The organism is Arthrobacter sp. TJ-266 (genome assembly GCF_058269115.1).
In genome coordinates this window covers 545,012-568,393 of sequence record NZ_JBZCNC010000004.1, presented here as the reverse complement: position 1 = coordinate 568,393, position 23,382 = coordinate 545,012, and the positions used below count along the sequence as shown (strand labels likewise).

23 protein-coding genes and 1 riboswitch are annotated in these 23,382 nt (G+C 70.5%); of the genes, 12 read left to right on the top strand and 11 right to left on the bottom strand.

What is annotated here, in order from left to right; all coding sequences use genetic code 11:
- The 4 genes from AC4D12_RS14300 to AC4D12_RS14285 form a co-directional block, all read right to left on the bottom strand.
- Nucleotides 1-711 (bottom strand): response regulator transcription factor, encoded by a 711-nt coding sequence (locus AC4D12_RS14300; RefSeq protein WP_490950600.1) that lies wholly within the window; start codon nucleotides 709-711, stop codon nucleotides 1-3.
- Between the two features lie 59 nt (nucleotides 712-770).
- Nucleotides 771-2,426: a DNA repair helicase XPB gene (locus tag AC4D12_RS14295; RefSeq protein WP_490950599.1), complete on the bottom strand. Its 1,656-nt coding sequence runs from the start codon at nucleotides 2,424-2,426 to the stop codon at nucleotides 771-773.
- Nucleotides 2,419-4,875, bottom strand: coding sequence for a helicase-associated domain-containing protein (locus tag AC4D12_RS14290; protein WP_490950598.1), 2,457 nt, complete (start codon nucleotides 4,873-4,875; stop codon nucleotides 2,419-2,421). Before AC4D12_RS14290 ends, AC4D12_RS14295 begins: the two co-directional genes overlap by 8 nt.
- A 70-nt stretch (nucleotides 4,876-4,945) precedes the next feature.
- Complete coding sequence (locus AC4D12_RS14285) at nucleotides 4,946-5,236, bottom strand: hypothetical protein (RefSeq protein ID WP_490950597.1); 291 nt, start codon at nucleotides 5,234-5,236, stop codon at nucleotides 4,946-4,948.
- A 195-nt stretch (nucleotides 5,237-5,431) separates the two neighbouring features.
- Here AC4D12_RS14285 and AC4D12_RS14280 point away from each other — a divergent pair, with 195 nt between their 5' ends.
- From AC4D12_RS14280 to AC4D12_RS14270, 3 genes are read left to right on the top strand one after another with little or no spacing between them, the layout of a single operon-like run.
- Entirely contained in the window at nucleotides 5,432-5,815 is a 384-nt protein-coding gene (locus AC4D12_RS14280) for a cold-shock protein (RefSeq protein ID WP_490950596.1), read from the top strand.
- Nucleotides 5,816-5,824: 9 nt separating this feature from the next.
- A complete protein-coding gene (locus tag AC4D12_RS14275) occupies nucleotides 5,825-6,490 on the top strand; it encodes a DUF3027 domain-containing protein (RefSeq protein WP_490950595.1) in 666 nt (221 codons plus the stop codon).
- A gap of 31 nt (nucleotides 6,491-6,521) precedes the next feature.
- Nucleotides 6,522-7,805 carry an MFS transporter gene (locus AC4D12_RS14270; protein ID WP_490950594.1) on the top strand — a complete coding sequence of 428 codons (1,284 nt, stop codon included), beginning with the start codon at nucleotides 6,522-6,524 and terminating at the stop codon, nucleotides 7,803-7,805.
- 11 nt (nucleotides 7,806-7,816) lie between these two features.
- On the opposite strand, the gene serC is transcribed toward AC4D12_RS14270, so the two are convergent.
- Nucleotides 7,817-8,983, bottom strand: coding sequence for a phosphoserine transaminase (gene serC / locus AC4D12_RS14265; protein WP_490950593.1), 1,167 nt, complete (start codon nucleotides 8,981-8,983; stop codon nucleotides 7,817-7,819).
- A 221-nt stretch (nucleotides 8,984-9,204) separates the two neighbouring features.
- Here serC and AC4D12_RS14260 point away from each other — a divergent pair, with 221 nt between their 5' ends.
- The 7 genes from AC4D12_RS14260 to AC4D12_RS14230 all read left to right on the top strand — a co-directional run bounded on the left by AC4D12_RS14260 (nucleotide 9,205) and on the right by AC4D12_RS14230 (nucleotide 14,847).
- Nucleotides 9,205-9,903: an iron-dependent transcriptional repressor DtxR gene (locus tag AC4D12_RS14260; RefSeq protein ID WP_490950592.1), complete on the top strand. Its 699-nt coding sequence runs from the start codon at nucleotides 9,205-9,207 to the stop codon at nucleotides 9,901-9,903.
- A gap of 159 nt (nucleotides 9,904-10,062) precedes the next feature.
- Nucleotides 10,063-10,215: riboswitch (cyclic di-AMP (ydaO/yuaA leader) on the top strand.
- A gap of 5 nt (nucleotides 10,216-10,220) precedes the next feature.
- The gene (locus AC4D12_RS14255; protein WP_490950591.1) at nucleotides 10,221-11,045 is read left to right on the top strand and encodes an NlpC/P60 family protein; all 825 of its coding nucleotides are present in this window, start codon (nucleotides 10,221-10,223) and stop codon (nucleotides 11,043-11,045) included.
- 23 nt (nucleotides 11,046-11,068) lie between these two features.
- A complete protein-coding gene (locus AC4D12_RS14250) occupies nucleotides 11,069-11,905 on the top strand; it encodes an NlpC/P60 family protein (protein WP_490950590.1) in 837 nt (278 codons plus the stop codon).
- 245 nt (nucleotides 11,906-12,150) lie between these two features.
- Complete coding sequence (locus AC4D12_RS14245) at nucleotides 12,151-12,648, top strand: HNH endonuclease (protein WP_490950589.1); 498 nt, start codon at nucleotides 12,151-12,153, stop codon at nucleotides 12,646-12,648.
- Nucleotides 12,645-13,292, top strand: a complete 648-nt coding sequence (gene mobA, locus AC4D12_RS14240) for a molybdenum cofactor guanylyltransferase (RefSeq protein ID WP_490950588.1) — start codon at nucleotides 12,645-12,647, stop codon at nucleotides 13,290-13,292. Before AC4D12_RS14245 ends, mobA begins: the two co-directional genes overlap by 4 nt.
- 17 nt (nucleotides 13,293-13,309) lie before the next feature.
- Nucleotides 13,310-13,594: a DUF6457 domain-containing protein gene (locus AC4D12_RS14235; RefSeq protein WP_490950587.1), complete on the top strand. Its 285-nt coding sequence runs from the start codon at nucleotides 13,310-13,312 to the stop codon at nucleotides 13,592-13,594.
- The gene (locus AC4D12_RS14230) at nucleotides 13,591-14,847 is read left to right on the top strand and encodes a molybdopterin molybdotransferase MoeA (RefSeq protein WP_490950586.1); all 1,257 of its coding nucleotides are present in this window, start codon (nucleotides 13,591-13,593) and stop codon (nucleotides 14,845-14,847) included. The genes AC4D12_RS14235 and AC4D12_RS14230 overlap by 4 nt, the downstream gene beginning before the upstream one ends.
- Here AC4D12_RS14230 and AC4D12_RS14225 read toward each other — a convergent pair.
- Complete coding sequence (locus AC4D12_RS14225) at nucleotides 14,844-17,168, bottom strand: FdhF/YdeP family oxidoreductase (RefSeq protein ID WP_490950585.1); 2,325 nt, start codon at nucleotides 17,166-17,168, stop codon at nucleotides 14,844-14,846. The genes AC4D12_RS14230 and AC4D12_RS14225 overlap by 4 nt on opposite strands.
- A gap of 89 nt (nucleotides 17,169-17,257) precedes the next feature.
- Between AC4D12_RS14225 and fdhD the strand changes: the two genes are divergently transcribed.
- The gene (gene fdhD, locus AC4D12_RS14220) at nucleotides 17,258-18,085 is read left to right on the top strand and encodes a formate dehydrogenase accessory sulfurtransferase FdhD (protein WP_490950584.1); all 828 of its coding nucleotides are present in this window, start codon (nucleotides 17,258-17,260) and stop codon (nucleotides 18,083-18,085) included.
- Nucleotides 18,086-18,141: 56 nt separating this feature from the next.
- Here fdhD and AC4D12_RS14215 read toward each other — a convergent pair whose 3' ends face one another.
- The 3 genes from AC4D12_RS14215 to AC4D12_RS14205 form a co-directional block, all read right to left on the bottom strand.
- A complete protein-coding gene (locus AC4D12_RS14215; RefSeq protein ID WP_490950583.1) occupies nucleotides 18,142-18,906 on the bottom strand; it encodes an amino acid ABC transporter ATP-binding protein in 765 nt (254 codons plus the stop codon).
- A complete protein-coding gene (locus AC4D12_RS14210; protein WP_490950582.1) occupies nucleotides 18,893-19,552 on the bottom strand; it encodes an amino acid ABC transporter permease in 660 nt (219 codons plus the stop codon). The genes AC4D12_RS14215 and AC4D12_RS14210 overlap by 14 nt, the downstream gene beginning before the upstream one ends.
- Before the next feature lie 67 nt (nucleotides 19,553-19,619).
- Nucleotides 19,620-20,441, bottom strand: a complete 822-nt coding sequence (locus AC4D12_RS14205) for an amino acid ABC transporter substrate-binding protein (protein WP_490950581.1) — start codon at nucleotides 20,439-20,441, stop codon at nucleotides 19,620-19,622.
- Nucleotides 20,442-20,657: 216 nt separating this feature from the next.
- On the opposite strand from AC4D12_RS14205, the gene AC4D12_RS14200 reads away from it, so the two are divergent.
- A complete protein-coding gene (locus tag AC4D12_RS14200; RefSeq protein ID WP_490950580.1) occupies nucleotides 20,658-22,559 on the top strand; it encodes an ABC transporter ATP-binding protein in 1,902 nt (633 codons plus the stop codon).
- Here AC4D12_RS14200 and AC4D12_RS14195 read toward each other — a convergent pair.
- Together AC4D12_RS14195 and AC4D12_RS14190 are read right to left on the bottom strand one after the other, a co-directional pair.
- Complete coding sequence (locus tag AC4D12_RS14195; RefSeq protein ID WP_490950579.1) at nucleotides 22,556-22,975, bottom strand: NUDIX hydrolase; 420 nt, start codon at nucleotides 22,973-22,975, stop codon at nucleotides 22,556-22,558. The two genes, AC4D12_RS14200 and AC4D12_RS14195, sit on opposite strands and share 4 nt — an antisense overlap.
- Nucleotides 22,972-23,382 carry a hypothetical protein gene (locus AC4D12_RS14190; protein WP_490950578.1) on the bottom strand — a complete coding sequence of 137 codons (411 nt, stop codon included), beginning with the start codon at nucleotides 23,380-23,382 and terminating at the stop codon, nucleotides 22,972-22,974. Before AC4D12_RS14190 ends, AC4D12_RS14195 begins: the two co-directional genes overlap by 4 nt.

Here is a 23,382-nt window from a genome sequence, read left to right as displayed (position 1 = left end):
CTACCGCTTGTCGGCGGTGCGCAGGAGGTAGCCCACTCCACGCTTGGTCTGGATCAGGGCCACGGCGTCCGTGGCGCGGTCGATCTTGCGGCGCAGGTAGGAGATGTAGGACTCGACGATCGACGCGTCGCCGTTGAAGTCGTACTCCCACACGTGGTCGAGGATCTGCGCCTTCGACAGCACGCGGTTCGGGTTCATCATGAGGTAGCGCAGCAGTTTGAACTCCGTCGGCGAGAGATCGATCACCTCGCCGCCACGGCGGACCTCGTGGGCGTCGTCGTCGAGCTCGAGATCGTCGACGCGGATGACGGCGTCGTCCTCCTCGAGCGGATGCGTGCGGCGGAGGACCGCCCGGATCCGCGCGACGACCTCGTCGAGGCTGAAGGGTTTCGTGACGTAGTCGTCGCCGCCGACGGTCAGGCCGGTGACCTTGTCGTCGGTGTCGTCGCGTGCGGTCAGGAAGACCACGGGGAAGTGCTTGCCGGCCGCCCGGAGCCTCCGGGTGACGGTGAAGCCGTCCATGTCGGGCAGCATGACGTCCAGCACGGCGAGGTCCGGATTGTGGGTCTCGGCTGCGGCGAGGGCGTCACGGCCGTTGGCGGCGGCGACGACGTCGAAGCCGGCGAACCGGAGGGAGGTCGAGAGGAGCTCTCGGATGTTCGGTTCGTCGTCGACGACCAGCAGTTTCGCTTCGGGGCCAGTTTTTTTCACGCTGTCAGTATCCGCACGTTGTCTGTGAATTGTCTGGACCCGCCCTTCACGTGTCCTCTCTAGTCCCTGGGTTCGAGATCGCCGATCGAGGAGGCGTCGAGGATGCGGTAGGCGTACCCCTGCTCGGCGAGGAAGCGCTGCCGTTTGGCGGCGAAGTCCTGGTCGAGCGTGTCCCGTGCCACGACGGTGTAGAAGCGCGCCGCACGCTTGTCGGCCTTGGGTCGCAGCAGCCGCCCGAGGCGCTGCGCCTCCTCCTGCCTCGATCCGAAGGAGCCGGACACCTGGATGGCCACGGAGGCCTCGGGCAGGTCGATGGAGAAGTTCGCCACCTTCGAGACCACCAGCACGGTGATCTCACCCGCCCGGAAGGCGTTGAACAGCCGCTGGCGTTCCTTCACGGACGTCTCACCCTTGATGACGGGCGCATCGAGCCGTGCCGCGAGATCGTCGAGCTGGTCGATGTACTGGCCGATCACGAGCAGTTGCTCGCCCGCGTGTGCCGCGACGAGCTGCTCGACGACGTCGGACTTGGTGTCCGACGTCGCGCAGAGGCGGTACTTGTCGCCGTCCTCGGCCATCGCGTAGGCGACCCGCTCGTCCCGCGGCAGGTCGACCCGCACCTCGACGCAGTCGGCGGGGGCGATGTAGCCCTGCGCCTCGATGTCCTTCCAGGGGGCGTCGTAGCGCTTGGGGCCGATCAGCGAGAAGACCTCACCCTCCCGGCCGTCCTCGCGCACGAGCGTGGCGGTGAGCCCGAGCCGGCGGCGTGCCTGGAGGTCCGCGGTCATCTTGAAGATCGGGGCGGGCAGCAGGTGGACCTCGTCGTACACGATCAGGCCCCAGTCGTTGGCGTCGAGCAGTTCGAGGTGCGGGTAGAGGCCGCCGCGCTTCAGGGTGAGGACCTGGTAGGTCGCGATGGTCACCGGGCGCACCTCCTTCGCGGCGCCGGAGTACTCGCCGATCTCGTCCTCGGTGAGCGAGGTCCGCTTGAGCAGCTCGTCCTTCCACTGCCGCGCGGAGACGGTGTTCGTCACGAGGATCAGGGTGGTGGTCTTGCTCGTGGCCATGGCGGCCGCACCGACGAGGGTCTTGCCGGCCCCACAGGGCAGGACGACGACGCCGGATCCGCCCGACCAGAAGTTCTCCACGGCGAGCTGCTGGTACGGCCGGAGGGTCCAGCCGTCCTCCAGCAGCGCGATCGGGTGGGGTGTGCCGTCGACGTAGCCCGCGAAGTCCTCGGCGGGCCAGCCCAGCTTGAGCAGCAGCTGTTTCAGCTGCCCGCGCTGGGAGGAGTGCACCACCACGGTCTCGCCGTCGATCCTCGGACCGAGGAGCGGCTGGATCTTCTTGGCGTGCATCACCTCCTCGAGCACCGGGTAGTCCGTGGTGCGGAGCACGAGCCCGTGCTGGGGATCCTTCTCCAGCCGCAACCGGCCGTACCGCGACATGGTGTCCTCGATGTCGATCAGCAGGGCGTGCGGCACGGGGAAGCGCGAGTACTTCAGCAGGGTGTCCAGCACCCGCTCGGCATCGAGACCGGCAGCCCGCGCGTTCCACAGACCGAGCGGCGTCAGGCGGTAGCTGTGCACGTGCTCGGGAGCGCGCTCGAGTTCCGCGAAGGCCGCGATGGCGTGGCGCGCCTCGGTGGCCAGCTCGTGGTCCACCTCGAGCAGGATGGTCTTGTCGCTCTGGACGATCAGTGGTCCGTCAACCATCGGCGGCACTCCCTTCGAGGATCTCCACGTCCATGACGCGGTGCACGGACACTACTTTCTCCACCTGGTGGTCGGGATCGAACACCCGCAGCCTGCCGCCCGACACCGAGAGGGGAACGAGAACCTGCCGCACCTGATTCCCGTCGCTGTCCGCCGTGCCGAGCCGGATGCGGCTGCGGGTGCGGATCGCGGAGCGCAGGGTCTCGAGCCCGAGGAGGGTCTCGCTGTCGGCGGCCGCCGCGGCGTCGACGAATCCGGTGCGGGCGGAGCGGAGCGTGACGAGCTGCGCGTCGATCTCCTCCTCCGCGACCGACCACGGGTTCAGGCGTGAGCGGAGCCGGTCCGGCGCCACCCGGCCGGCCTCGGCGGGCACGGGCGGCACCGGGGCAATGACGCCGGTCGTCGGGTCCGTCGCCGCGGCGAACCCGAGGTCCTTGAGGAGGGAGGTCAGCTCCTGGGGGGACGCGGGAGCCACGAGGACCGTCGGCGCGATCTGGACGACGCCGAGGAGGTCCGCTCTCGGATCGGCGAGCACGGCGGCCACGACGGCGTCGTCCTCGGTGCGGAGGTAACTGCCGGCGCGTCCGACGCGCACGCTGCCGTAGCGCGCCGCGGTGTCCTCCACGAGGTACGTGAGCGCCTGGGGGATCTCGGTGGCGGAGTGCGTGCCGAGGAACGCGAGGATGGACGCCGCGTCATCACCGGCGTCGAGCGCGGAGCGGATGGACGATGCCGAGAACCGGTACGTGGTGGCCGGGCCCTGGCCCTCCGGCGTGGCCATGCGCGCGAGCCCGCGGGCGACGTCCGGCGTGAGGTAGCCGGGCGCGACGGCGGTGAGATCGGCCTGCAGCACCACGCGCGAGACGGGCTCCGGAAGGGCTTCGCGGACCCGTGCCGCGGCGTCCTCGAGGTGCCCCTCCCCGACGAGGCGACCGGGTTCGGTGAGCGCACCGCCGCCTGTCAGCCCGAGCGCGGCCGCTTCCCGCAGCATTCCCGGGACGAGACGCGCGAAGCGCCGGTGCAGCCGGGGCTGGTGCCAGCCGGCGACGTCGATCAGGGACTGCTCCGTCAGGACGGGCACCGAGCCGGCCTGCGCCGGACCCGCTGGCACCGAGCTCGCCGCCGCCGAGCCGGTCGGCGCCGCGGACGTGCGGTCCCCGGCGTCGTCGGGGGAGGAGAGGTGCAGCGCCACGGCGATGAGGCGCCGGCGGACGAGCGGCGCGTCGGGGCGCGAGGCCTCCGCGGCGAGCGCGTTGATCGCCGACCCGTCGGGCGTCCTCGACCCGACGAGCGCCGGTGCGCGGTCCACCGCGAGCCAGCCCTCGACGAGCAGGAGCCACTGGGCGTCTCGTTCGAGCGCTTCCCACACCCCGAGGCGCGTGGCCTTCCAGCGGGAGTCGTCCGGGTCGAGCGTCAGGAGGCCGGCTGCGGCGGCGAGCTCGAGCAGCCAGGCCGCATCGATGTCGCTGCTGCGCAGGACCTCGCGGACGCGCCGCAGTTCGCGCACGCCCACTCCTCCCGATCGCAGCGTGGAGATCGGCTGCCCCGCTGCGGAACCGAGCAGCGCCGTCATCATCCGGAGCGTCTCGGCGATGGAGCCGTACGCCGCGTTGTCACGGAGGCTCTGCCGCGTGGTTCCGCCGTCTGCCCGTGGCGGCGTGGTGTCGAGCTGTCCGAACACGGCATGGCCGCGCACCGCCATGCCGACTCCCCGCGGCAGTTCCACATGGAGGGCGTCGAGCGGTGCCAGGAGGCATCGGTCGAGCAGCCAGCGCACGGCGGGGGACGCCGCGCCGTCGCCCCCGGTGGCGGTGGAGCCCACGGGGCTGTCGCGCAGGCGGGTCAGCAGCGGTACCACGCCATCGGGTGCCTCGGCCAGGAGGTCGGACCACGCTGCCGCGTCCGCCGTCACGCCCTCCAGCAGGCGCGCCGCAGCCGGGGGCGTGAGCGCGGGGGAGGCGGAGCCGGGCAGCAGGACCGCGACGGCGTCCACGAGGGCCGCGCCGAAGCGTGGGATGGAGCGGGCAAGGGCGCGGAACGGCCGGCCCAGCCCGGCGGGATAGGGACCGAGGGCGTCGGACAGGGCCCCCACCGGGAGGAGGCCACCCTCTCCGTCGTCGACGACCAGAGCGCGGTCGATCACCTCGTCGATGACCTGCAGCAGGGCCTCACCGGCCGGGTCGGCGAAGGCCGAGGCGAGCATGTCCCGGGTGGGTGCGGTCCCGTGGTCCTCGCTGAGGACCACGAGGGCCTCCAGGACCTGCAGGTGCGGGCGGGCGAGGGCGTCGAGCGCGCGCTGCAGGCTGGCGCGGGTGGAGGCACGTGCCGCGAGCGCGGAAAAATCGGGCACCGGAGGGAGGACGAGATCGGGCCGGACGGTGAGGAGTCGGCGGAGATCGTCATCGCTCCGGCTCGCCACCTGGTCGGCCAGTGCTCGGATCGCGGACATCGTTGACAAGGCTACCGTTCCCCTCCGACAGAGCGCCGCCGCCGGGGTCGGAGGGGGCGCCCGGTGGGAGTCAGGACCGACGGCGTGCGAGGAACGACCGGACCACGAGGGAGACCATCAGCAGGAACGCGACGGGGAGGCAGACGTAGGTGGCGAGGACGAAACCCGGCCACACCTCTCCCTGCAGGAACGCGGTCAGGAGGATCGCCGCGAGGGAGAGGAGCCCGACGGCGGCCAGCCCGACGGCCGCGACCATCACCGCGAGGCGTACACCGGACGCGTGGTCGGCACCGCTCTGCGGGACGCCGGTCACAGGGGCCTGGTCGGGGTGGGCTCCGCCCACGGATTCCTCGGGATTCATAGCGGTCCAAGACTACAAGAGCGCCGACGGACCGACGCCGGGGAGCCTATATCCTAGAAGACCCGGACTTCACGGGAGGAGCGGCCCGTCACGGGTGACGCGGTGATCCCCGCCCCGCACCGGCGCGCTCCACCGGAGCATCAGCCCGACCCCGCCCGACACCCCGGGCGGCCCAGCCAAGAAGAGGTAGACGACGTGCCCATCGGCAAAGTCAAGTGGTTCGACACGGACAAGGGCTTCGGCTTCCTGGCCACGGACGACGGCAAGGAGGTGTTCCTGCACGCCTCCGCCCTCCCCGCGGGCGTGAGCGAGGTCAAGGTGGGAACGAAGATGGAGTTCGGTGTGGCCGACGGGCGCCGGGGGCTCCAGGCGCTGTCCGCCCGCATCCTCGAGCAGGCTCCGTCCGTGGCGAAGGCGACCCGCAAGAGCGCGGACGACATGGCCATCATCACGGAGGACCTCATCAAGCTCCTCGACGCCGTCTCCAACGGGTTGCGCAAGGGCCGCTACCCCGAGAAGTCCCACGCGACGAAGGTGGCCGCCGTGCTCAGGGCGGTTGCCGACGACCTCGACGCGTAGGCTGCCACCATGATGCCGAGCACCCGGAACGCCGCCCCCGAGACCCTGTGGGAGCCCTCAGTGGAACCTGCCACGGACCTCGACGTGCCCGCCGACGGAGCGTCGGAGACGCCCGAAGCTCCGCGCAGGCCCCGTGCCGCGCGGCGCGTGCCGAAGTCCGACGCCGTCCTCGAAGCAGCCGTGGAGAGAGCCCGTCTCGGCGTGCTCGAGGTGGCGCCCGAGGCCCAGGTGGGCCGTCACGTGTCCGCCGTCGTGGACGGTGAGCGGCTCGTCACGCACCGGTTCGAGGCCTTCGTGCCCGGGTACGGGGGATGGCAGTGGTACGCGACCGTGGCACGGGTGGCCAGGAGCAAGGACGTGACGGTCTGCGAGGTCGGTCTGCTGCCCTCCTCCGCCGCACTGCTGGCGCCCGAATGGCTACCGTGGTCCGAGCGGGTGCGGCCCGAGGACACCCAGACCGAGGATGCGCAGGGCGAGCATACCGGGCCCGAGCAGGCGGAGTCCGCGCACACGGAGGACGCGCAGCCGGCAGGCGCTGAGTCCGCAGGCGCGGAGCCCGACGGCGGGGATGTGGACACGATCCACGACGATCCGTCCGACAGCACTCCGCTCGACCGTGACCCGTCCGGCCTCGATCCGCTGCACGACGACACCGGGCGGCCCGACGCCGGGTGACCGGTCCGCGGAGCCGAGAAGGGAGCAGGGCATGGTGAGTACGTTCCGTTCCCTCGGTATCCACAACTACAAGCTGTGGTTCATCGGTGCGCTGATCTCCAACATCGGCACCTGGATGCAGCGGACGGCCCAGGACTGGCTCGTCTACGACATCCTCACGGAGCAGAACGCCTCGGCCCTCGGCATCGTCATGGCCCTACAGCTCGGGCCGCAGCTCGTGATCGCCCCATGGGCCGGACTCATCGCCGACACGGTGGACCGCCGCGCTCTCCTCATCGCGACGCAGGTCGCGATGGCCCTGCTCGGCGTGGGCCTCGGCGTGATGGTGATCATGGACGTGGCCCTCCTGTGGCACGTGTACGCCTTCGCCCTCGCACTCGGGATCGTCTCGGCGTTCGACGCACCGGCGCGTCAGGCCTTTGTCTCCGACCTGGTGCGCGACGATCACCTACCGAACGCGGTGGCCCTCAACAGTGCGTCCTTCAACGGCGCGCGCCTGGTGGGACCGGCCGCGGCGGGGCTGCTCACCGCGGGCGTCGGCCCGGGCTGGGTCTTCATGATCAATGCGCTCACGTTCGGCGCCATGGTCTACGTCCTCCTGGTGATGCGCAGGTCCGAGCTCAACCGGCAACCGCGGCAACCGGCGGGCAAGGGCCGCATCCGCGCAGGCTTCCGCTACGTGCGCGGACGTCCGGACCTCATGGTGGTGATGCTGGCCATCTTCATCGTGGGGACATTCGGGCTGAACTTCGCGGTATTCATCGCGGCGATGGCCCGGACCGAGTTCGGCCAGGACGCAGGCGTCTTCGGCGTGCTCTCCTCGGTCATGGCGGTCGGCTCGGTGGCCGGCGCCCTGCTGTCCGCGCGGCGGGAGCGGCCGCGCCTCCGCTTCATCTTCGGGGCGTCGGCGGCCTTCGGCCTGGCCTGCGTGCTGGCCGCCGTGGCACCGAACCTCTGGCTGTTCGGGCTCGCGCTCATGCCGGTCGGCCTCTTCGCCCTGACCCTGATGACGAGCGCCAACGCCTACGTGCAGACCACCACCGAGCCCGCGATGCGCGGGCGCGTGATGGCGCTCTACTTCGCGATCTTCCTCGGCGGGACGCCCCTCGGGGCGCCCGTGGTGGGGTGGGTGTCCGACGCCTTCGGTCCCCGGTGGAGCCTCGGGGTCGCCGCGGCGTCCGGTCTCCTGGCTGCGGCGATCGGGATCTTCTGGGCCTGGCGGTACCACGAGGTGCGGCTCCGGTACGACCGCACCGCCCCGCGCCGCCTCCGGATCGAGCACGAGGCGGGCGTCGAGGAGAGAGCCGCCGAGTAGGCGGCCACGGCCTACCCGAGCAGGTGCTCCACCGTGTGGTCGATGCACGCGATCAGCGCCGAGACGTCGTCCGGCTCGATCGACACGAAGGTGGCGATGCGCAGCTGGTTGCGGCCGAGCTTGCGGTACGGCTCGACGTCCACCACTCCGTTGGCGCGGAGGATCGCGGCCACACGTGCGGCGTCCACGGTCTCCTCGAAGTCCACCGTGACGATCACGTTCGAACGGTCCTCCGGCCGCGTGACGTAGGGGGACGCGACCGATGAGGCCTCGGCCCAGGCGTACAGGCGCCCTGCAGAGTCCGCGGTGCGCGCCGTGGCGAACGGCAGTCCGCCCTCGGCGTTCAGCCACTGCACCTGGGCGTCGAGGGTCACGAGGGTGGAGAGCGAGGGCGTGTTGTAGGTCTGGTTCAGGCGGGAGTTCTCCACCGCCGTCTGCAGGTCGAGGAAATCGGGGATCCACCGCCCGCCCGCCCTGATACGCGCCACGCGGTCGAGCGCCGCGGGGGAGAAGAGCCCCAGCCACAGCCCACCGTCGGAGGCGAAGTTCTTCTGCGGGGCGAAGTAGTAGACGTCCGTCTCGGCGACGTCCACGTGCAGCCCGCCGGCCGCGGAGGTGGCGTCGATGACCGTCAGGGCGCCGTCGTCCGTCCCGTCCACGCGCCGTACGGGCGCCGCGACGCCGGTCGAGGTCTCGTTCTGCGGCCAGGCGTAGGTGTCCACGCCCGCCTCCGCGACGGCATCCGGACGAGCGCCCGGAGGGGACGTGATGATGCTCGAGGGCTCGAGGAACGGGGCCTTGTCCGTGGCCGACGCGAACTTCGATCCGAACTCACCGAAGGAGAGGTGCTGCGCCTTCGCCTCCACGAGACCGAACGCCGCCGCGTCCCAGAAGGCTGTGGATCCGCCGACGCCGAGGATCACTTCGTAGCCCTCGGGGGCGCCGAAGAAGGTCATGAGGCCCTCGCGGACGTCACCCACGAGGTTCCTGACGGGCGCCTGGCGGTGCGAGGTGCCGAGGAGCGTGCTGCCCGCGCGCACGAGGGCGTCCAGCTGCGCGCCGCGCACCTTGGACGGGCCCGCGCCGAAGCGGCCGTCGGCGGGCAGGAGGTGGTCGGGGATGCGCGGCAGGTCGGTCAAGGATGCTCCAGGTGGTCGGCGGCGGCGTGTGCCCCTCATTCTGCCCCAGCCCGGGCACGCGGCCCCTGTCCGTGACGGGCCCGCGACGGCGGCGCGGTACCCGCGCGGGACGGCGCCGCAGGCGCGCGCGCACCGGCCCTGCCCGTCGCCATGGGTTAACCTTGGGAAGCGTGGCGAGGCGCAGGCTGAGGCGGACCTGACCGCCGGCCGCGCGCGGCCCTCCAGCCGCGAACCCGCACCGCACCAAGGAGCTGAACCGCATGACGGACCTCATCGACACCACCGAGATGTACCTGCGGACCATCCTCGAGCTCGAGGAGGAGAACATCGTGGCGCTCCGGGCACGGATCGCCGAGAGGCTGCGGCACTCCGGGCCCACCGTCTCGCAAACGATCGGACGCATGGAGCGCGACGGGCTCGTGGTGGTCTCGGGGGACCGGCATCTCGAACTCACGGAGGTGGGACGCCGCCGGGCCACGGAGGTCATGCGCAAGCACCGTCTGGCCGAGCGCCTGCTCAGCGACGTGATCGGCCTCGACTGGGCGTACGTGCACGACGAGGCCTGCCGGTGGGAGCACGTCATGAGCGAGCGCGTGGAGCGCAGGCTCTACGAACTGCTGGGCAAGCCCTCGCAGTCCCCGTACGGTAATCCCATCCCCGGCCTCGAGGCGCTCGGTGGCGTCCAGACCGAGCAGTTCACCGACGGCGTCGTGACGCTCCTGGCCGCCATGGGCACGTACTCACCCGAGAGCGCCGTGACCCTCGTCCGGCTCGCCGAGCCCATCCAGGTGGACCCGGAGCTCCTCACCCAGCTCGACGAGGGCGGCCTGCGACCCGGCGCGAGCCTGAGCCTGGAATCGGTGGGCGGCTACGTGTCGGTCCGCGTCCCCGGGGTCGAGGGCGCCCTCGAACTGCCTCCCGAAGTGGCCTCGCACGTCTTCGTGTCGGTCGACGCCTGACCCTTCCCGGGAGCGCCGCACGGTGGCCGGAAAGGCAAGCAGCCTGAGGACCGTGACCAGAACGTGACATACCGCTGGTTCTCGGGTAGCCTTCATCCCGTGCCAAATTCGCTCTAGATCCGGCACCCTCCTGCAAATCGCCTAGCTCTGCCATTGCTCGAGGTCCGTTCGCACCATTCGCATGGCAGAGGCGGGGGAACCAATTTGTGGACTTCTTTCGAGAGGTCCTTGGGGTTAAGTCGCTGCTCGCAGCGGCCGGGTGACTCCCATCCGAATCCGACAGCTCACCTCGCAGGCGTTGGGAGAGGTAATCCAACGTGTCCACCAGCACCACGCTGGGCCGCCACCGCGCGCCCCAAACCGTCAGCCCGCTGACCGCACTGTCCGCCGCCGTCTCGTCCAACGCAGGATCAGTCGGCCGCCAGGCAGCCGTCATCGTCGCAGCGTCGGGTCTCGTGCTCACCGCCGGTCTGCCGGCTCACGGAGCGGCTTCCGCCGAGCGTGAGGCCCAGGCCTCCACCCTCACCGTCTCCCGCGTCGTCACCGCCGAGGTCACCGTCCCGGCCACGGCCGAGGTCGCGTTCGAGCTCGTCCCGGTCGCCGTCGAGAAGGCGCCGGAGAAGGCGCCGGAGCCGGCTCCCGTCGTCGTCGAGGCGCCCGTTGCCGCGCCGACTCCGGCACCCGTGGTCGTGCAGGCGCCGGCGCCCGTCGCCGTGCAGGCTCCGGCACCGGTCGCCGTGCAGGCTCCGGCACCCGTCGCCATCGTCGCCGCCCCGGCTCCCGTCGCCGTGGCGCAGCCCGCTCCCGCGCCGGCCGCCCCCGTCGCCGCCGCCTCCGGTGTGGCCGACGGGCTCGTCGGCAGTGCCTACGCGCAGATCGGCGTGGCGCAGGACTGCACGGCCATGGTCGAGAAGGCACTGCGCTCGGTCGGCAAGTCGGTCGGCGACCTCGCACCGGGTCAGTTCTTCCAGTACGGCGATGTGGTGGGTTCGCCCGCTCCCGGCGATCTGGTCATCACCGGCGGCCACGTCGCCATCTACGTCGGTAACGGCCAGGTCATCAGCGGCGGTCTGAACGGTATGAACACCGGTCTGCACAGCCTGTCCGACCTCCCCGGCGCCAGCTTCGTCCGCGTCCGCTAAACCCCTCATACCCGGAGACCTTCATGACACGCGCCACGATCGCCCGCCACCGCGGGGACACGCAGAGTTTCTCGGACCTCGCGAGGGCCGTCACCAGCAACGCCGGCGGCATGGGACGGCAGGCTGCGGTCATCGCCGCAGCCTCCGGTCTCGTCCTCACCAGCGGCGTCGCCGCCAACGCGGCGGACCTCCAGCCGCAGCGTGAGGTCGCTACCACCAAGCTGACCGTCACCGTCGAGCGGACCGCGGTCGTCGCGGCGAACACCACGACCGTCGCCTTCAACCGGACGCCTGTCAAGGTCCAGGCCGCTCCCGTGGTCGTCCCTCCTCCGGCACCCGCTCCCGTGGTCGAGGCTCCGGTTGCCGCCCCGGCGCCCGCTCCGGTCGTCCAGCCCGCAGCGGTTGCACCGGTCGTCGCTCCGGCTGTCGTGGCTCCTGCTCCCGTGGTCGCAGCGCCCGTCGCCGCTCCGGTCGCGGCGCGCGTCGCAGCTCCCGCTGCTCCCGCAGTTGCCCCGCCGGCCGTTTCCTCGGGAGTCGCGGCCACCATCGCCGCCGCGGCCCAGGGCCAGCTCGGCGTCATGCAGGACTGCACGCGACTGGCGAGCAACGCGCTGGCCGCCGCCGGCATCAACTTCCACGGCTGGCCCGCCGGCTACCTCTCCCTCGGCCGCACGGTCAGCGCGGGCGAAGCCATCCCGGGTGACCTCATCTACTACGCCGACGGCGGCATGGGCATGGCTCACATCGCGGTGTACATCGGCGGTGGCCAGGCGGTCCACGGCGGCTTCAACGGCAACACGACGGTGATCGCACCGGCCGAGCTCGGCTCCGGCGGTGTCTACATCCGCGTGGGCGGCTGACGCTTCCGCACCGACGCTTCACGAAAGGACCGGCCACCCGCCGGTCCTTTCGCGTTCAACAGACTGCCGTCCCGTGAGCCCGTGCATGCCGAGGGGCGGAACGACACCTGCAGCCCTGCGGAGCCGCGTGATTAGCGGCTGCCCCGTGTCCGGCTTACTCTTGCAGTGTCACTTTCGAAGCTCTTCTCCCGTCGTCCCGACTGGCAACCGGTAGCGGGGAACAGGTCAGCGATGAGGCTCGTCGAATGCGCACACTCGTTCTGAATGCTGGGTACGAACCACTTGCGGTCGTCACGTTCCGCAGGGCGCTGGTGCTTGTGCTGACGGGGAAGGCGAGTGTGGTCGCGGAGGACGACGAGCCCGTGGTCGGCCCCACGGACGTTCTCGGCAGACCCTCCGTGATCCTGCTCAACAGGTACGTGAAGATCCCGTACCGCCATGACGTCACCGCCACGCGCCGCGGCGTGCTGCGCCGCGACAACCACATCTGCGCGTACTGCGGGAAGGCGGCCTCGACCATCGACCACGTCATGCCGCGCTCGAGGGGCGGCGCCGACTCGTGGGAGAACCTGGTGGCCTGCTGCCTGAAGTGCAACAACGCCAAGGGCGACAAGACCCTCAGCAGCCTGGGGTGGAAGCTGCGGGTGGTGCCGTTGCCCCCACGCGGACCGCAGTGGCAGATCCGCGAGCTGGAGAAGCCGGCTCCGCAGTGGAGCGCCTTCCTGACCGAGACCGCCGCGTGACCCACCCCGAACCACTGTTCGATGCCGTCGTCCTGGCGGGCGGACGGTCCTCCCGCCTCGGCGGGGTGGCGAAGGCCGGGCTCGTGCTCGACGGCGAGACCCTCCTCCAGCGCACGTGTCGCGCCCTCGTCGGCGCGCGGTCGCTGACCGTCGTCGGGCCGCGACCGGACGGGGCGGGGGAGGTCGAGCTCGTGCTGCGTGCCGCTGCGGAGGACGGCGCGCGTGCGGTGCCGCGGCTGGCCTTCGTCCGCGAGGAACCGCCGTTCGCCGGACCGGCGGCGGCCCTCGCCGCCGCCTTCGCGCTCGGGGTGGGCGAGCGCTCGCCCTGGAGCGTCGTCGTGGCGTGTGACATGCCGGGCGTCCCCGGGCTGCTCGACGCCCTGCTCGAGGAGGCACGCAACCGTGCCGACACCTCGCTGGTCGCGCTCGACGGCGGCCGCGAACAGCCCCTCGCGGCGCTGTACCGCACCGGGGATCTCGTTGCCGCGATCGACGGCGTACTCGCCGGCGGCTCCGCCGCGAACCTCTCGATGCGCAGCCTCCTTGCTAGTGTGAGGACGAGGCAGGTCCCGGTCCCACCGGGCACAACGCACGACGTCGACACCTGGGCTGATGCACGAGAGCTGGGTGTCGCCGTTCCCTAGCACCCCCGGAGGATCCCATGGACGATCGCCAGAAACTGCTGCACGAATGGACGCGGAAGCTCGTCGAGGCCTTCGAGATCGAGGGGACGGACGTGGACATCGACGCCGTCCTCGCCCTGGCCGGCAAGGCGGCGCACGGGGTGGTGCGGCCAGCCGCACCGCTGACCACCTTCGTGGCGGGATACGCCGCCGGTCTCGCGGTCGGCAGCGGCCAGGCCGACGAGCAGGTGGCGATGCGGTCGGCGCTGGCCCTGGCGAACGACCTCTGCCCCAGCCCCGCGGCGGACGGCGGGAACGAGTGAGCGACGGTTCGAACGCCCGCAACGTCGACTGGGAGGAAGCCCGGCTGCTGGCCCACGAGGCCGGGCGAGCGCTTCCCGTCCAGACGGTCACGCTGGCCGATGCACTCGGTCAGACGCTCGCGGAGCCCGTGCTCGCCCTGCAACCGATGCCCCACTACGCCTCGTCCGCGATGGATGGCTGGGCCGTGAACGGCGAACCGCCGTGGCGCCTCGTCAGCCACGCCCCGCCCGAGGAGCACCCGCGCGGCAGGCCCGCGCCGCATGCCGATTCCGGCGAGGTGTCCCTCGCGCCCGGCGAGGCGACGTTCATCCTCACCGGAGGAGTGGTGCCGCAGAACGCCGTGGGTGTCCTCCGCACCGAGCACGGCGCCGTCCGCGGTGACGTGCTCGAGCGCAATGCGGCGGCCCGTCCCGACGAGCCGGCTCCGCACGAGCACGTGCGCCCGGCGGGGGAGGAGGCCGAGGAGGGCTCCGAGGCCATTCCGGCCGGAGTGGTGCTCAATCCGGCGCAGATAGCGCTGGCCGCGGTGTGCGGTCACGACACCCTCGCGGTCCTCAGGGCGCCGCGGGTCTCGCTGCTTATGACCGGCGACGAGGTGATCGACCACGGGCTTCCCCACGCGGGCCAGGTGCGTGACACGTTCGGGCCGCAGCTGCCGGGCTTCGTCGCACTGCTCGGCGGCCACGTGGACGTGGCGAGCCGTGCGAAGGACGACCTCGACGACGTCGTGGCGGCCCTCAGCGCCGAACCGACGGACGAGGCCTCGCTCATGCGGAGCTCCGGGGACGTGCTCATCACCACGGGAGGAACCGGTAGCTCTTCCGCGGACCACATCCGCCGGGCGCTCACGGGACTCGGCGCCGAGCTGATCATCGACGGCATCGCGATGCGGCCCGGGCACCCGACCCTCCTGGCGCGGCTGCCCGACGGACGCTTTCTCGTGGGCCTCCCCGGGAATCCGCTCGCCGCCATGATGGCCATGCTCACGGTCACGGCCCCGCTCCTCGCAGGCCTCCGGGGCGCACCCCTGACCGTTCCCGGGACGGTCACGAGCGCCGACGCCTTCGAGCCCCTGCCCGGCAGGAGCCGGCTCGTCCCCTACCGGCTCGAGGCCGGGCGCGCCGTACCGAGCACGCACCAGCGCTCCGGCATGCTGCGGGGACTCGCGGCGGCCGACGGCGTGCTCGTGGTGCCGGCCGATGGCTGCGAGCAGGGAGAGGACCTCCAGGCCCTCTCCCTGCCCTGGCGCTAGAGGGCCTTCTCGAGCCTCACGATCACGGACTTCGATGTCGGGGTGCCGCTGATGTCCGCCGTCGAGTCGAGGGGCACCAGCACGTTGGTCTCCGGGTAGTACGCCGCCGCGCAACCCTTCGGCGTCGAGTAGGCCACCACGCGGAAGTTCTCCGCGCGCCGCTCGATGCCGTCGGCCCACTCGGACACCATGTGCACCATGTCGCCGTCCTGGAGGCCGGCCTCGGTGATGTCCTCGGGGCTCAGGAACACGACGCGGCGGCCGTTGTGGATGCCGCGGTAGCGGTCGTCCTTGCCGTAGATCGTGGTGTTGTACTGATCGTGCGAGCGGAGCGTCTGCAGCAGCAGGCGGCCCTTCGGCACCTTGGGGTACTCGAGGGTGTTCCCGGTGAAGTTTGCCTTCCCGGTCGCGGTCGTGAACGTCCGGCTGTCGCGGGGGCCGTTCGGGAGCACGAAGCCACCCGGCGTGTCGATCCGCTTCTCGAAGTCGTCGAAGCCGGGGACCACGGCGCTGATGTGCTCGCGGATCACGCGGTAATCGGACTGCGCCGCCTTCCAGTCCAGCTGCGGTGCGTTCTCCCGGAAAGGGCTGTCCTCGCGGGCGAAGAGGCGGTCGGAGAGCTCGCACACGATCGCGATCTCCGAGCGCATCTCCGAACTCGAGGGCTGCAGGCGTCCGGTCGAGGCGTGCACGGCGCTCATGGAGTCCTCCACGGTGACGCGCTGGTCGCCGCCGGCCTGGGTGTCGCGGTCGGTCCGGCCGAGAGCCGGGAGGATCAGGCCGCGACGGCCCGTGATGAGGTGCGAGCGGTTCAGCTTCGTGGAGACCTGCACGGTGAGCCGCGTGTTGCTCAGCGCCTGCTCCGTGACGTTCGTGTCGGGAGTCGCGCGGACGAAGTTGCCTCCCATGCCCATGAAGACGTGGGCCGTGCCGTCGCGCATCGAGCGGATGGCGGCAACGGTGTCCACGCCGTGCTTGCGGGGCGAGGCGAACCGGAAGCGCTTGTCCAGGGCATCGTGGAACGGCTCGGGCATGCGCTCGAAGATCCCCATGGTGCGGTCACCCTGGACGTTGGAGTGCCCGCGGACGGGGCAGACGCCTGCGCCCGCCTTGCCCACGTTGCCCTGGAGCAGGAGGACGTTCACCACGTCGCGGAGCGTGGCCACGGAGTGCTTGTGCTGTGTGAGGCCCATGGCCCAGCAGACGATGGTCCCGGGTGAGGCGATCATGCGGTCGCCCACCTTCGTGATCTCCGCCTTGGAGATGCCGCTTGCTGTGGTGATCTCCTCCCAGGTGGTCTCGCGCAGGCTGCCGAGGTAGTCCTCGAGGCCGAGCGTGTGCTCGGCGATGAACGCGTGGTCGAAGACGGTGCCGGTCGCTTCCTCGCGCTCGAGCAGGTGCTTGCCGAGGCCACGGAACAGGGCCTGGTCGCCACCGATGCGGATCTGCAGGAAGTCGTCCGCAAGGGCGGTACCGCCGCCGAAGCGCGTTCCGAGCAGACCCATGGGGTTCTGCGGGTTCTCGAACCGCATGAGCCCCGCCTCGGGCAGCGGATTGATCGCGACGATCGCGCCGCCGTTCTTCTTCGCCTTCTCCAGCGAGGTGAGCATGCGGGGGTGGTTGGTACCCGGGTTCTGGCCCGCGATGATGATCAGCGGCGCGGTGTCGAGGTCGAGGAGCGAGACCGTCCCCTTGCCGACCCCCAGCGTCTCGTTGAGCGCGGATCCTGAGGACTCGTGGCACATGTTGGAGCAGTCCGGCAGGTTGTTCGTGCCGATACCGCGCACCATCAGCTGGTACAGGAAGGCGGCCTCGTTGGACGTGCGTCCGGAGGTGTAGAAGACCGCTTCGTCGGGGCTGTCGAGCGCCGCCAGTTCGTCGACGATCACCTGGTAGGCCTCGTCCCACGAGACGGGGCGGTAGTGCGTGCCGCCGTCGTCGAGCAGCATCGGGTGGGTGAGGCGGCCCTGCTGGCCGAGCCAGTAGTCGTCACGGGTCAGGAGATCCGTGAGGGAGTGCTCCTCGAAGAACGACGGCGGGACGGTGCGGCGCGTGGCTTCCTCGGCGACGGCCTTCGCGCCGTTCTCGCAGAACTCGGCCGTGTGCCGCTTGTCACCCTCCGGCCACGCGCAGCCCATGCAGTCGAAGCCCTTCACCTGGTTCACGGCCAGGAGCGTCTGCGCGGCCCGCACGGGCCCCATCTGGTCCACGGAGATCTTCAGCGAGTTGAGGACGGCGGGGAGCCCCACTGCCTTGGTCTTCCGGGCGCCCACTGTCAGCTGGGACTCGTCGATGTTGTCCTTCGGAGCCTTCGTTGCCACGCTATGCACATCCTCGTGTAGTCAGTGAGGTCCCGGGAGGTGTCCGGGGTCAACTAACCTCATCATAGGGCCGAGGTAAGGAGCGCCGAATGAACCGGGTCACGCAGCGACGCCGCATCACCAAGTTCCGCATCGGCGGCCAGACAGGGCGCCGCGAGGACGTCCTCGCCGGAGAGGAGCCGCTGGAGATCCGTCTGGGCGGCAGCGCGTTCACCGTCACCATGCGCACGCCGGGCGACGACTTCGACCTCGTGGCCGGGTTCCTGGTCTCCGAGGGCGTGATCTGGGAGCCGGGGCAGCTACCCAGCCTGCGCTACTGCGCCGGCGTGGACGACAACGGCCAGCAGACCTTCAACGTCGTCGAGGCCCAGCTCCGGCCGGGCGTCGAGCTCCCCGACACCGCCATGGAGCGCCACGTCTACACCTCCAGTTCCTGCGGCATCTGCGGCACGGCCTCGATCGACGCCGTCCGGAAGTCCTCCCGCTTCGACCTGCACGAGGACGTTGCGCCCGTGGACCTCGGCATCCTCGCCTCCCTGCCGGACCGGCTGCGTGAGAGCCAGGCACTGTTCGACCGCACGGGCGGGGTGCACGCCGCGGGGCTCTTCACCGCCGAGGGCGAGCTGCTGTGCCTGCGTGAGGACGTGGGCCGGCACAACGCCGTCGACAAGGTGGTGGGGTGGGCGCTCCGCGAGGGCATGCTGCCGCTGCGCGGAACCATCCTCCAGGTCTCGGGCCGGGCGTCGTTCGAGCTCGTGCAGAAGGCCCAGCTCGCCGGCATACCCGTGCTGGCCGCCGTCAGTGCGCCGTCCTCGCTCGCCGCGGATCTCGCGGACGACGCCGGCCTGACGCTCGTGGGCTTCAGCCGCGGGACGTCACTGAACTGCTACTCGCACCCGGACCGCATAGCGGCCTGACCAGCGCCTGGTCCCGGCGCGACGCCGTACCCGGCGTCGCGGGGGACGCGAGAGCCCTAGAACGGGTTCAGCAGCCGCTGCACGAAGCGTCGCGTCCGTTCCTCGCGCGGGTTGCGGAGCACCTGTCCGGGGTGGCCGTGCTCCACGACCACGCCCCCGTCCATGAACACCACTTCGTCCGCGACCTCACGGGCGAAGGCCAGCTCGTGGGTGACGATCAGCATGGTCCACTTCTCCTCGGCCAGCTCCTTGATGACCGTGAGCACCTCGCCGACCAGCTCGGGATCGAGGGCGGACGTCGGCTCGTCGAAGAGCAGCAGATCCGGCTGGAGGGCGAGGGCCCGGACGATCCCGACGCGCTGCTGCTGCCCGCCCGAGAGGTTGAAGGGGTAGTCGTCGCGCTTGGCGGTGAGCCCCACCCGGGCGAGGAGACGCTCGGCGTCCGCGACGGCGTCCTTGCGCGAGCGCCTTTGGACGCGGACTGGCCCCTCGATGATGTTCTCTAGCACGGTCATGTGCGGGAAGAGGTTGTAGTTCTGGAACACCATGGCGCTGCGGTCCCGGAGCGCGAGGGCGTTCTTCCGGGACACCGGCCCGCTGAAGTCGACGGACGGGCCGCCGCGGAAGGTGACCGTGCCGCCGTCGGGCGTCTCGAGGCCGTTGAGCGAGCGCAGCACCGTGGTCTTGCCGGAGCCGGAGGGGCCCACGAGCGCGACGACCTGACCCGCGCCGATGGTCAGGTCGATCTCCTTCAGCACCTGGGTGTCACCGAAGGACTTCGCGAGTCCCGTGGCGGTCAGGACGTTCTCAACGGGCGACATAGCGGTCCAATCGCTTCTCGAGGACGGACTGGCCGCTGGACAGGACCAGGCAGAAGATCCAGTAGATCGCCGCGGCTTCCAGGTAGATGAGCAGGAACTCACTGGAGGACGCCGCGATCTGCTGGGACGTGCGGAACAGCTCGGTCACCAGGACCACGGAGGCCAGTGAGGTGTCCTTGACGAGGCTGATGAAGGTGTTCGACAGCGGAGGGACCGACACGCGCGCCGCCTGCGGGAGGATGACGCGGCGCAGGGTCAATGCACGTGACATCCCGATGGTGTGCCCGGCCTCCCACTGGCCCTTCGGGACGGAGAGGATCGCGGCGCGCACCACCTCCGCCGCGTAGCCGCCGACGTTGAGCGAGAACGCGATGATGGCGCTCGGCCACGGTTCGATCGTCAGCCCGAGGGACGGCAGTCCGTAGAAGATGACGAACAGCTGGACCAGGAGCGGGGTACCACGGATCACCGAGACGTAGAAGCGTGCGACGGCGGACAGGAGGGGGCGGCCGCTGATCCTCATCATCGCGATCACGAGGGCCAGGGCCAGCCCGAGGACGAAGGACACGAGGGCCAGCGGGATCGTGCCGACGAACGTGGCGGACAGCATCGGCCAGAACGAGGTCCGGACCAGTTCCCAATCCATCGGTCAGCTCCTTCCGAGGTTCACGCGGCGTCGACCATGGAGGTGCACGTCCGACGTCGCCCGTGGATCACTGGCTGACGTCGGAGCCGAAGTACTTGTCGGAGATCTCGGCCAGCGTGCCGTCGGCGCGCAGCTCCTCGAGCGCGGTGTCGATGGCCTCGACGAGTTCGGGGCTCCCCTTGCGGATGGCCACGGCGCTCTCCGAGGACTCCTCGGTGGTCGCCGCGATCTTGATTCCCTCGTTGTTCTCGGTCTTCTGGTAGTCCAGGTAGGTCAGTTCGTCGTTGATCGTGGCGTCCACGCGACCCTGCTCGAGGAGGGTGACGGACTGTGCCCAGCCCTCGACCGCTTCGACGTTCGCGCCGCTCTCGGTCGCCAGCGTGTTCCAGTTGCTGGTGAGCGACTGCGCCGTCGTCTTGCCCTCGAGGTCCTCGAAGGAGGAGATGTCTGTGGCGTCCGCACGCGTGACGATGACGCCTGAGCTCACGGTGTAGGGGACGGAGAAGTCGTAGGCCGCCTTGCGCTCGTCCGTGATGGACACCTGGTTCGCGATGACGTCGAAGCGACCGGCGTCGAGACCCGCGAAGATCGCGTCCCACTGCGTCTCCTGGAACTCCGCCTCGACGCCCAGCTTCTCCGCCACGGCGGTGATGACCTCGACGTCGTACCCGGTCAGCTCGCCGCTGCCGTCCTCGTGGTAGCTGAAGGGCTTGTACGTGCCCTCGGTGCCGACGGTGAGCACGCCGGAGTCCTGGATCTCCTGCAGCGAGCTGGGCGCTGCGGATTCTCCCTCGCCGCCGGGGGTCGACGACGTCGAGCACCCCGCGAGGGCGAGGGTGAGGGCCGCGGCGGCACCGAGGACGGGGAGACGGGGTGACCTGTGTGACATGGAGATCTTCCTTCGAGCTTGGAGGTCTGTACGCCCGGTGGCGGAAATAGACGGGCGGCTCAGCGCCTTGAACGCTAGGTACCCTGCGCCGGACCGGAATCGAACACTACCGAGGTGAACACCGCGGACCGCACTTAATGTTCCGAACTGTTGCGGCGGGGGCCGGATGCCTCCGGCGACCTAAGCTGGAGTCGGTGCCCACGGAAGGAACCCGCAATGAGCATGGAAGGCGCGGCCTGGAGCTCGCTGTACAAGATCTCGACCGCGAGGGACGGCAAGCACGGCATCTCCCGCGAGTCCGTCCGGCGCATCATGACCTTCGCGGTGCCCTACAGGGCGAAGTTGATGCTGTTCATCGGGCTCTCCGTGGTGGGGGCCTTCCTCGCGGTCGCGACGCCGGTCCTCGCAGGCCAGGTGGTCGACGTCATCGTGGCCCGCGGTGAGGTCCGGACCATCGTGTGGCTCGCCGTCGTCATCGCCCTGGTGGCGGTGGCCGACGCCGTGGTGTCCCTCGTGACGCGCTGGTACTCCGCGCGGATCGGTGAGGGTGTGATCCTGGACCTCCGGACCGCCGTGTTCAACCACGTGCAGCGGATGCCGATCGCCTTCTTCACCCGGACGCGCACCGGCGCGCTCGTCAGCCGCCTGAACAACGACGTCATCGGTGCCCAGCAGGCCTTCAGCGGCACGCTCTCCGGCGTCGTCACGAACCTCGTGGCACTGATCCTGACGCTGATCGTCATGCTCAGCACCTCGTGGCTCGTGACGGTGCTCGCGATCGTCATGCTGCCCGTCTTCCTGGTGCCGGCCCGGCGCATGGGCAGCAGGCTCGCAGCCCTGCGCCGCGAGGCGGCGGATCACAATTCCGCCATGAGCACGCAGATGACCGAGCGGTTCTCGGCCCCGGGGGCCACCCTCGTCAAGCTCTTCGGCCGTCCCGACGAGGAGGCCGAGGAGTTCCGGGTACGCGCCTCCCGTGTCCGCGACATCGGGGTCCGCACCGCGATGCTGCAGTTCGTGTTCTTCACCGCGCTCATGCTCGTCTCCGCGCTCGCCCTGGCGCTCGTGTACGGACTGGGCGGGTACCTCGCGCTCGCGGGCCAGCTGGACACTGGTGAGGTGGTCACCCTGGCGCTCCTGCTCACGAGGCTGTACGCCCCGCTCACGAGCCTCGCAAATGCGCGCGTGGAGATCATGAGCGCCGTGGTCAGCTTCGAGCGCGTCTTCGAGGTGCTTGACCTCGAACCGCTCATCCAGGAGAAGCCCGACGCCGTGGTGGTTCCCCCGGGACCGGTGGCCGTGGAGTTCGACGACGTCCGCTTCGCCTACCCCTCTGCGGACAAGGTGTCCCTCGCGTCCCTCGAGGAGGTCGCGACGCTCGACACCCGCGGCGGCGAGGAGGTGCTGCACGGTGTCTCCTTCCGGATCGAGCCGGGTCAGACCGTCGCGCTCGTCGGCACCTCGGGTGCGGGCAAGTCCACGATCGCCCAGCTCCTCTCGCGCCTGTACGACGTCGACAGCGGCGCCGTGCGCCTCGCCGGCACGGACGTCCGCGACGTCACCTTCGCCTCGATGCGTCACACGCTCGGCATGGTGACCCAGGACGGCCACCTGTTCCACGAGACGATCCTCTCGAACCTGCGGCTCGCACGTCCCGAAGCGTCCGAGGACGAGGTGTGGGACGCCGTCCGCCGCGCACGGCTCGAGCCGCTCATCCGGTCCCTGCCCGACCAGCTGGACACCATGGTGGGCGAGCGCGGGTACCGGCTCTCCGGTGGTGAGCGCCAGCGCATGACGATCGCCCGGCTCCTGCTCGCGCAGCCGCGCGTCGTGATCCTCGACGAGGCGACGGCGGCACTCGACTCGACGTCGGAGGCCGCGGTCCAGGCGGCTCTCAGCGAAGCCCTCGAGGGCCGGACCGCCATGGTGATCGCACACCGTCTCTCGACCATCCGCAGCGCGGACCTGATCCTCGTGGTGGAGGAGGGGTCGATCGTGGAGCGCGGTACGCACGAGGAACTGCTCGCGGCGGGTGGCCGGTACGAGGAACTCCACCGCACGCAGTTCGCGGTGCAGAAAGCCGTCGCTGTGGACGAGGAAGCGCTCAGCGGGTCCTAGTAACGCCGGCGGAGCATCGGCAGGACGTACTCGGTCAGCAGGGGAGCGAGGTCCTCCCGCCGGTGCGCGTCGTCGAGGTCGAGCCACTCCACGGTGTCGATCTCGGCCGCCGCCACGGGCTCGCCCTGCAGCGGACACAGGAAGACGGTGGCGTGGAGCAGGGTGTCCGCCTCGTTCGCTGCCGGGCCCTCCCAGGTGCCGAGCCGCGTGAGGTCCTCGGCGGTGACCTCGAGGCCGAGTTCCTCCCGCAGTTCGCGGACACCGGTCTGCTCGGGTGTCTCGCCCCGGGCGGGTTTACCGCCGGGCTGCATGAACATCGAGGTTCCGCGCTTCCGGACGAGCAGGAGGCGCCCGTCGCCGTCGAGCAGGCAGAGGGCGGTGACCGTGATGACCGGCGGTCGATGATGCGGGGTCATCCTTCGGCAGCTACCTCGTCACGCAGGCTCTCGATCGTCAGGTCGTCCCACCCGATGCTCGCGGGGTTCAGGCCGGCGGTGCGGTCGGATCGCCAGACCTCGAAGTCGATGCCGAAGACGCTCATCTCCTCCGACGCGACCACGAACTCCCGGATGGACTCCCGGAGGATGCGCTCCAGTTCTGCAGGGTCGTCCGTCTCCGTGTACACGTCAACTTCTGCTTCCTCCCCGTTCGTGAACGTGCTGAATCCGACCTCTGCCGAGGTCACGCCGGGCACGGCCTCGATGGCCGTGGCCCATGCCTTCGTGTCGGCCTCGGGTTCAGTGCCGCACCCCGTCAGGGCGGTCGCGGCCGTCAGGGAGAGCAGGGCGAGAGCAGCAGATCGGAGGACTCGGGACGTGCGCAT

Excerpts from the sequence above, each read along its gene's own strand:
- AC4D12_RS14295 (WP_490950599.1), bottom strand. The coding sequence starts at position 2,426 with ATGGTTGACGGACCACTGATCGTCCAGAGCGACAAGACCATCCTGCTC.
- AC4D12_RS14290 (WP_490950598.1), bottom strand. The coding sequence starts at position 4,875 with ATGTCCGCGATCCGAGCACTGGCCGACCAGGTGGCGAGCCGGAGCGAT.
- AC4D12_RS14285 (WP_490950597.1), bottom strand. The coding sequence starts at position 5,236 with ATGAATCCCGAGGAATCCGTGGGCGGAGCCCACCCCGACCAGGCCCCT.
- AC4D12_RS14275 (WP_490950595.1), top strand. The coding sequence starts at position 5,825 with ATGATGCCGAGCACCCGGAACGCCGCCCCCGAGACCCTGTGGGAGCCC.
- AC4D12_RS14270 (WP_490950594.1), top strand. The coding sequence starts at position 6,522 with ATGGTGAGTACGTTCCGTTCCCTCGGTATCCACAACTACAAGCTGTGG.
- serC (WP_490950593.1), bottom strand. The coding sequence starts at position 8,983 with ATGAGGGGCACACGCCGCCGCCGACCACCTGGAGCATCCTTGACCGAC.
- AC4D12_RS14260 (WP_490950592.1), top strand. The coding sequence starts at position 9,205 with ATGACGGACCTCATCGACACCACCGAGATGTACCTGCGGACCATCCTC.
- AC4D12_RS14250 (WP_490950590.1), top strand. The coding sequence starts at position 11,069 with ATGACACGCGCCACGATCGCCCGCCACCGCGGGGACACGCAGAGTTTC.
- AC4D12_RS14245 (WP_490950589.1), top strand. The coding sequence starts at position 12,151 with ATGCGCACACTCGTTCTGAATGCTGGGTACGAACCACTTGCGGTCGTC.
- AC4D12_RS14235 (WP_490950587.1), top strand. The coding sequence starts at position 13,310 with ATGGACGATCGCCAGAAACTGCTGCACGAATGGACGCGGAAGCTCGTC.
- fdhD (WP_490950584.1), top strand. The coding sequence starts at position 17,258 with ATGAACCGGGTCACGCAGCGACGCCGCATCACCAAGTTCCGCATCGGC.
- AC4D12_RS14215 (WP_490950583.1), bottom strand. The coding sequence starts at position 18,906 with ATGTCGCCCGTTGAGAACGTCCTGACCGCCACGGGACTCGCGAAGTCC.
- AC4D12_RS14210 (WP_490950582.1), bottom strand. The coding sequence starts at position 19,552 with ATGGATTGGGAACTGGTCCGGACCTCGTTCTGGCCGATGCTGTCCGCC.
- AC4D12_RS14205 (WP_490950581.1), bottom strand. The coding sequence starts at position 20,441 with ATGTCACACAGGTCACCCCGTCTCCCCGTCCTCGGTGCCGCCGCGGCC.
- AC4D12_RS14200 (WP_490950580.1), top strand. The coding sequence starts at position 20,658 with ATGAGCATGGAAGGCGCGGCCTGGAGCTCGCTGTACAAGATCTCGACC.
- AC4D12_RS14195 (WP_490950579.1), bottom strand. The coding sequence starts at position 22,975 with ATGACCCCGCATCATCGACCGCCGGTCATCACGGTCACCGCCCTCTGC.
- AC4D12_RS14190 (WP_490950578.1), bottom strand. The coding sequence starts at position 23,382 with ATGCGCACGTCCCGAGTCCTCCGATCTGCTGCTCTCGCCCTGCTCTCC.